At 68.7% G+C, this 5,471-nt stretch carries 3 protein-coding genes; all 3 read left to right on the top strand.

The window, feature by feature from the left end; genetic code table 11:
* Positions 1–3,772 (top strand): FtsK/SpoIIIE domain-containing protein (locus tag D4765_RS18630; RefSeq protein ID WP_136643811.1); only part of this gene is annotated, 3,772 nt, incomplete at its 5' end.
* Positions 3,773–3,909: 137 nt separating this feature from the next.
* The gene (locus tag D4765_RS18625) at positions 3,910–4,176 is read left to right on the top strand and encodes a WXG100 family type VII secretion target (protein ID WP_136643810.1); all 267 of its coding nucleotides are present in this window, start codon (positions 3,910–3,912) and stop codon (positions 4,174–4,176) included.
* Positions 4,177–4,254: 78 nt separating this feature from the next.
* Positions 4,255–5,403: a WXG100 family type VII secretion target gene (locus D4765_RS18620; protein ID WP_136643809.1), complete on the top strand. Its 1,149-nt coding sequence runs from the start codon at positions 4,255–4,257 to the stop codon at positions 5,401–5,403.
* Positions 5,404–5,471 lie beyond the last annotated feature (68 nt).

The raw sequence follows: 5,471 nt of genomic DNA, 5'->3' as shown, positions 1-5,471 counted from the left end.
CCAGCCCCCGACCCGCCCGCAGCCTCAGCGCTTCCCGCTCATCGCCCTGATCGCCCCACTCGTCATGGGCGTGGTGCTCTTCATCTTCACCAACTCTGTGCTGAGCGTGGTGTTCATCGCCCTGAGCCCACTGTTGATGATCGGTACCTACATCGACCACAAGATCACCACCCGGCGGCAGCTGCGCGACGCGATCCGCCAGTTCACGCTCTCGCTCGACGCCTTCGTGACCCGGCTGCACGATCGCCAGCGCATCCAGCGTGCCGTGCGGCTCGGCGAGACGCCCTCCGTCACCGACACCGTCGAGGCCGCGCACCGGCTCGACCCGCTGCTGTTCACCCACCGCCCCGAGCACGACGCCTTTCTCACCGTGCGGCTCGGAATCGGCCAGGCACACAGCCGCGACCGCGTGGGCCTGCCCACCGCGAACGACACGCTGCCCGAGTACTGGGCGCAGGTCGAAGAGGTGGCCGACCGCTTCTCGCGTATCGATGGGGTGCCCGTCGTAGTCGACCTCCGAAGCTCTGGCGCCCTCGGTGTGGCGGGGCCCACCGAAGCGCGTCAGGGCGTCAGCCGCGGCATCGTCGCGCAGCTCGCTGGTCTGCACTCCCCCGCCGAATTGGTCGTCTGCGCCCTCGTATCGCCCACCTCGCGCCCCACCTGGGAGTGGCTGCAGTGGCTGCCGCACACCTCCTCCCCGCACAGCCCGCTCGCCGGCGACCACCTCTCCGACAACCCCGGCAGCGGCCTGGCCCTTCTTGCCCGCCTCGAAGAACTGGTGGCCCAGCGCACCGACAACGCCGTCTCCCCGCGCGGAGCCCTCGAGACTCCGGGCCCCAAGTCGAAGAGAGAAGAGAAGCTGCCGGCCCTGACCCCGGCCGTCGTTCTCGTGATCGAAGACGACGCACCGGTCGACCGCGGCCGCCTCAACCGCTTGGTCGAGCGCGGCGCCGACGCGAACATCCACGTGCTCTGGTCGGCCCCCACCATCGCACAACTGCCCGCCGCCTGCCGCAGCTTCGTCAGCCTCGACGCCGACCCCGCGAACGCCACCGCCGGCCAGGTGCGCCTCGGCGAGCACACCTACCCTGTCGCCTGCGAAAGCCTCGACGCCCCCGCCGCGCACCGTTTCGCCAAGCAGCTCGCACCGGTCGTCGACGTGGGAGCCCCCATCGACGACGCCTCCGATCTCCCGCAGTCGGTCTCGTATCTGAGCCTCGCGGGCCCCGAACTCGCCGAGTCCCCGGATGCTGTACTCGACCGCTGGCGGGAGAGCAACTCCATCAGCCGTCGCGATGGCGGCCCGCACGTGCGTCGCCGCAGCGAAGGAACCCTTCGTGCGCTGGTCGGCCACACCGGTACTGAACCGTTCTATCTGGACATCCGCAGCCAGGGCCCGCATGCCCTCGTCGGCGGCACCACCGGCGCCGGCAAGAGCGAGTTTCTGCAGTCGTGGGTGCTCGGTATGGCCGCGGCGCACAGCCCCGACCGGGCGACCTTTCTGTTCGTCGACTACAAGGGCGGCGCCGCCTTCGCCGACTGCGTGGCGCTGCCGCACACCGTGGGGCTCGTCACCGACCTCTCGCCGCGCCTCGTGCGCCGGGCGCTCACGTCGTTGCGCGCCGAACTGCGCTACCGCGAGCACCTGCTGAACCGCAAGAAGGCCAAAGACCTGGCCTCGCTCGAGAAGACCGGCGACCCCGACACCCCACCGAGCCTGCTCATCGTGGTCGACGAGTTCGCCGCCCTCGTGAACGAGGTGCCCGAGTTCGTCGACGGTGTCGTCGACGTTGCCCAGCGCGGCCGTTCTCTCGGCCTGCACCTCATTCTGGCCACCCAGCGGCCCGCCGGCGTGATCAAAGACAACCTGCGCGCGAACACCAACCTCCGCATCGCGCTCCGCATGGCCGACGCCGACGACTCGACCGACATTCTTGGTATTCCCAGTGCGGCATATTTCGACCAGTCCATTCCCGGGCGGGGTGCGGCCAAGACCGGGCCCGGCCGTATCGCGTCGTTCCAGACGGGCTACGCGGGCGGATTCACGACGAGCGAACCGCCCACCCCGCGCATCGACATCGTCGAACTGAACTTCGGCTCGGGCGCTGCGTGGGAGGCCCCCGAGGGTGAAGCCGCTCCGCTCACCGACCAGGGCCCGAACGATATCACCCGCCTGGTGACCTCGATTCGCGGTGCGGCCGAGGTCGCGCGCATCCCGAACCCTCGCAAACCGTGGCTCGACGAGCTCGCACCGGTGTACGACTTCTCGCTGCTGCCGAACCCGCGCACCGATGAGCGCCTGCTGCTGGGCGTCATCGACGAGCCAGAGAACCAGGCCCAGCCGACCGTCTTCTACGAGCCCGACCGCGACGGCAACATGGCCGTCTACGGCACGGGCGGGTCTGGCAAGAGCGCAACGCTCCGAAGCATCGCGGTGGCCGCGGCCGTCACTCCCCGCGGCGGCCCAGTGCACGTCTACGGCGTCGATTTCGGCTCTGCCGGCCTCAGCATGCTCGAAGAACTGCCGCACGTGGGCGCCATCATCTCCGGCGACGACCACGAACGTGTCATTCGGTTGCTGCGCATGCTGCGTGACCTGGTGGATGATCGTTCCGCCCGCTACTCGGCCGTGCGAGCAGGCAGCATCGGCGAATACCGCCGCATGGCCGAGGCCCCCCTCGAACCGCGCATCCTGGTGCTCATCGACGGCATCGGAGCCTTTCGCGAACAGTACGAATTCGGCGGACACTCCGCCTGGTTCACCGTGTTCTCGCAGATCGCCACCGACGGCCGCCAGGTGGGCGTACACATCGTGGTCACGGGAGACCGGCCGAACGCGGTTCCGGCTTCGATCGGTTCGACCATCCAGCGCCGCATCGTGCTGCGTATGGCCAGCGACGATGACTACTCGCTCGTGAATGCGCCGAAAGACGCACTCAGTGCGGTGTCGCCTCCCGGGCGTGGGCTGATGGGCGGCAACGAGGTGCAGATAGCGGTGCTCGGGGGCGACTCGAACACGGCCATCCAGGCCCGCGAGATAACGAAACTCGCTGAGTCGATGCGTCGCCAGGGTGTCGTGCCCGCACTACCGATCAGGCGGCTGCCCGAAGCCATCGCACTGTCGCAGCTGCCGGCGACGGCGGCCGGTGGCGTGCCGACGCTGGGGCTCCGCGACGAAGACCTCGCGCCGTTCGGCGTGGCTACCCGGGGCGCCTTTCTCGTGGCCGGGTCGACGGGCAGCGGCCGTTCGACCGCGCTCGCCACGCTGGCCACGGCACTTCATCGAACCAGGCCCGGCACGAAGCTCGTGCACATCTCACCGCGACGCACCACGCTGACCCCGCTACCTCTCTGGGCCCTCACTCTGTCAGAGCCGGCCGAGCTCGCTGCGTTCGTCGACGACGTGCACAACCAGCTCGACGCGGGCACGCTCACGGCCGACGACTTCGTACTGTTCATCGAGAACATCGGGGAACTGAACGGTTCTCCGCTCGAAAACGACGTCGACCGGCTCGTGAAACGCGCGCTCCGCGACGACGTTTTCGTCATCGGCGAGAGCGAGACCTCCACCTGGTCGCAGGCGTGGACGTTGGCCGGCCCGTTCAAGAACTCGAAGCGCGGGCTGCTGCTCGTTCCCGGCGAGCTCGACGGTGACAGCCTGCTCGGCACCTCGCTCGGTCGCTTCAAGCGCGCAGAGTTTCCGCCCGGCCGTGGGTTCGTCGTGCAACAGGGCCGCGTCACAAAGGTTCAGCTGGCGCAGCCGTACGGCTGAGGGAGTCGATGGGGCTAATGGGGAGTTCTCCCCATCGACCAGAAGCCCCCGCGCCCATACTGTTGAAACGTGAGAGAAACCTCACGAGAATGTAGCGAAACCGGATCTCCCGGGTCGCGTGAACAAAGGAGAGCACAATGGCCGTATGGGGTCTCGACGTCGAGCAGGTTCGCTCACTCAGCAAGCAGCTCAACACCCAGTCGCAGCAGGTTCAGCAGATTCTGACCACGCTCACCAGCGCCCTGCAGAACGTGCAGTGGACGGGCCCCGACGCTGAAGGCTTCCGCAGCGAGTGGAACACCACCCACACCGCCGCGCTGAAGCAGGTCATCTCGGCTCTCGAAGACGCATCGCAGAAATCGGCCAAGAACGCGGCCGACCAGGAAGCCACGTCGAACGCGTAATTCGCGTCGCGAGGGGCCCTTTCGGGGGCCCCTCTTTCTTTTCCGCCGAAGGGCAGCACCACACTGAGGGGGTCGGCCGTGGCCGGAGGGTTCTACGGGGCAGACGTCGAGGCGCTCCGCCAGCTTTCGAAGCAGTTCGACCAGGCAGCGGCCGAGCTCAACCGCGTCACCTCCACGCTGACCTCCCACGTGAATCAGGCGCAGGCCTGGCAGGGTCCGGATGCCCAGCAGTTCCGTGCCGCCTGGAATGGTTCGCACACCAGAACCCTCGACCGAGCCGCGCGCGCCCTGCAGCTTGGCAGCACGGGGCTCGCGAAGAACGCCGACGAGCAGAACGCCGCGTCGACTGACTCGGCGCGCTCGGGCGGCGGCGGGGCATCCGGAGCCGGCGGGGCGGGCGGCTCGGGCGGCGGCGGGGCATCCGGAGCGCACGGAACCGTCACGCTTCCCGGCGGCGGGGTCGTGCCCTTCTCGATCACCGGCAAACCGGGCATCGGCCCCGACGGACTTACCCCCGGCACCGTCGCGTTCGGCGAGCACGGCAGGGTCGAAGGCAACGGAGCGCTCGGCGGCGGATCGGTCACGATTCGAAACGGTGGCTCAGCCGACGCGAACACCGTCTACGGCCCGAACGGCGCGGCCGAGCACACCGCCAAGGCGGGCTGGGGCTGGGGCGCCAACGAAGAGCTGCACGGCAACTTCAGAAACGGCGACCTCACTGGCACGGGGTCTGTGCAGCAGTTTCTCGGCGCGAAAGGCGACACCACCGCGCACGCCGGCGTCGACAGCAACGGCCAGTACACGGCGGGCGCGAAAGCCGACGGCATGGCCGGCTTCGAACAGAACGCCTCAGGCTCGCTGAAGGTCGGCCAGAGCAGCGTCGGCCTCGACGTGAAGGAGCTGGCCGGCGCCGCGCTGAACGGCAACGCGGGCGGTACCATCGGCCCCGAGGGCATGGGTGTGAACGCGGGCGGCGAAGCGTTCGCCGGCCTGAAAGGCGGGGTCGACGGAACCCTCAGCGTGGGAGGCGTCACCGACAAGATCGGCTACGAGGCGTACGCCGGCATCGGTGCGCACGCCAACTTCGACGGCCAGGCCACCTGGAACGACGTGCACCTCAAGATCGACGCCGGCGTGGCATTCGGCCTCGGTGGCGGCTTCTCGCAAGACATCTCCTTCAGCCCCAAAGACGCTGTCGCCTCGGTCGCCCACTCCTTCGGCTTCTGACCTGTCGGTCGGCGAGATGGCACACAGTACTTCTTCGGAGATCAGGCCGATCGATGGCGAGCGTCAGC

Source organism: Subtercola vilae (genome assembly GCF_004923255.1).
Lineage (GTDB): Bacteria > Actinomycetota > Actinomycetes > Actinomycetales > Microbacteriaceae > Subtercola > Subtercola vilae.
Note: the sequence above shows the minus strand (reverse complement) of the source record. Positions and strands in the feature narration are given on the sequence as shown.

Coding starts and splice junctions, on each gene's coding strand:
- D4765_RS18625 (WP_136643810.1), top strand. CDS start 3,910: ATGGCCGTATGGGGTCTCGACGTCGAGCAGGTTCGCTCACTCAGCAAG.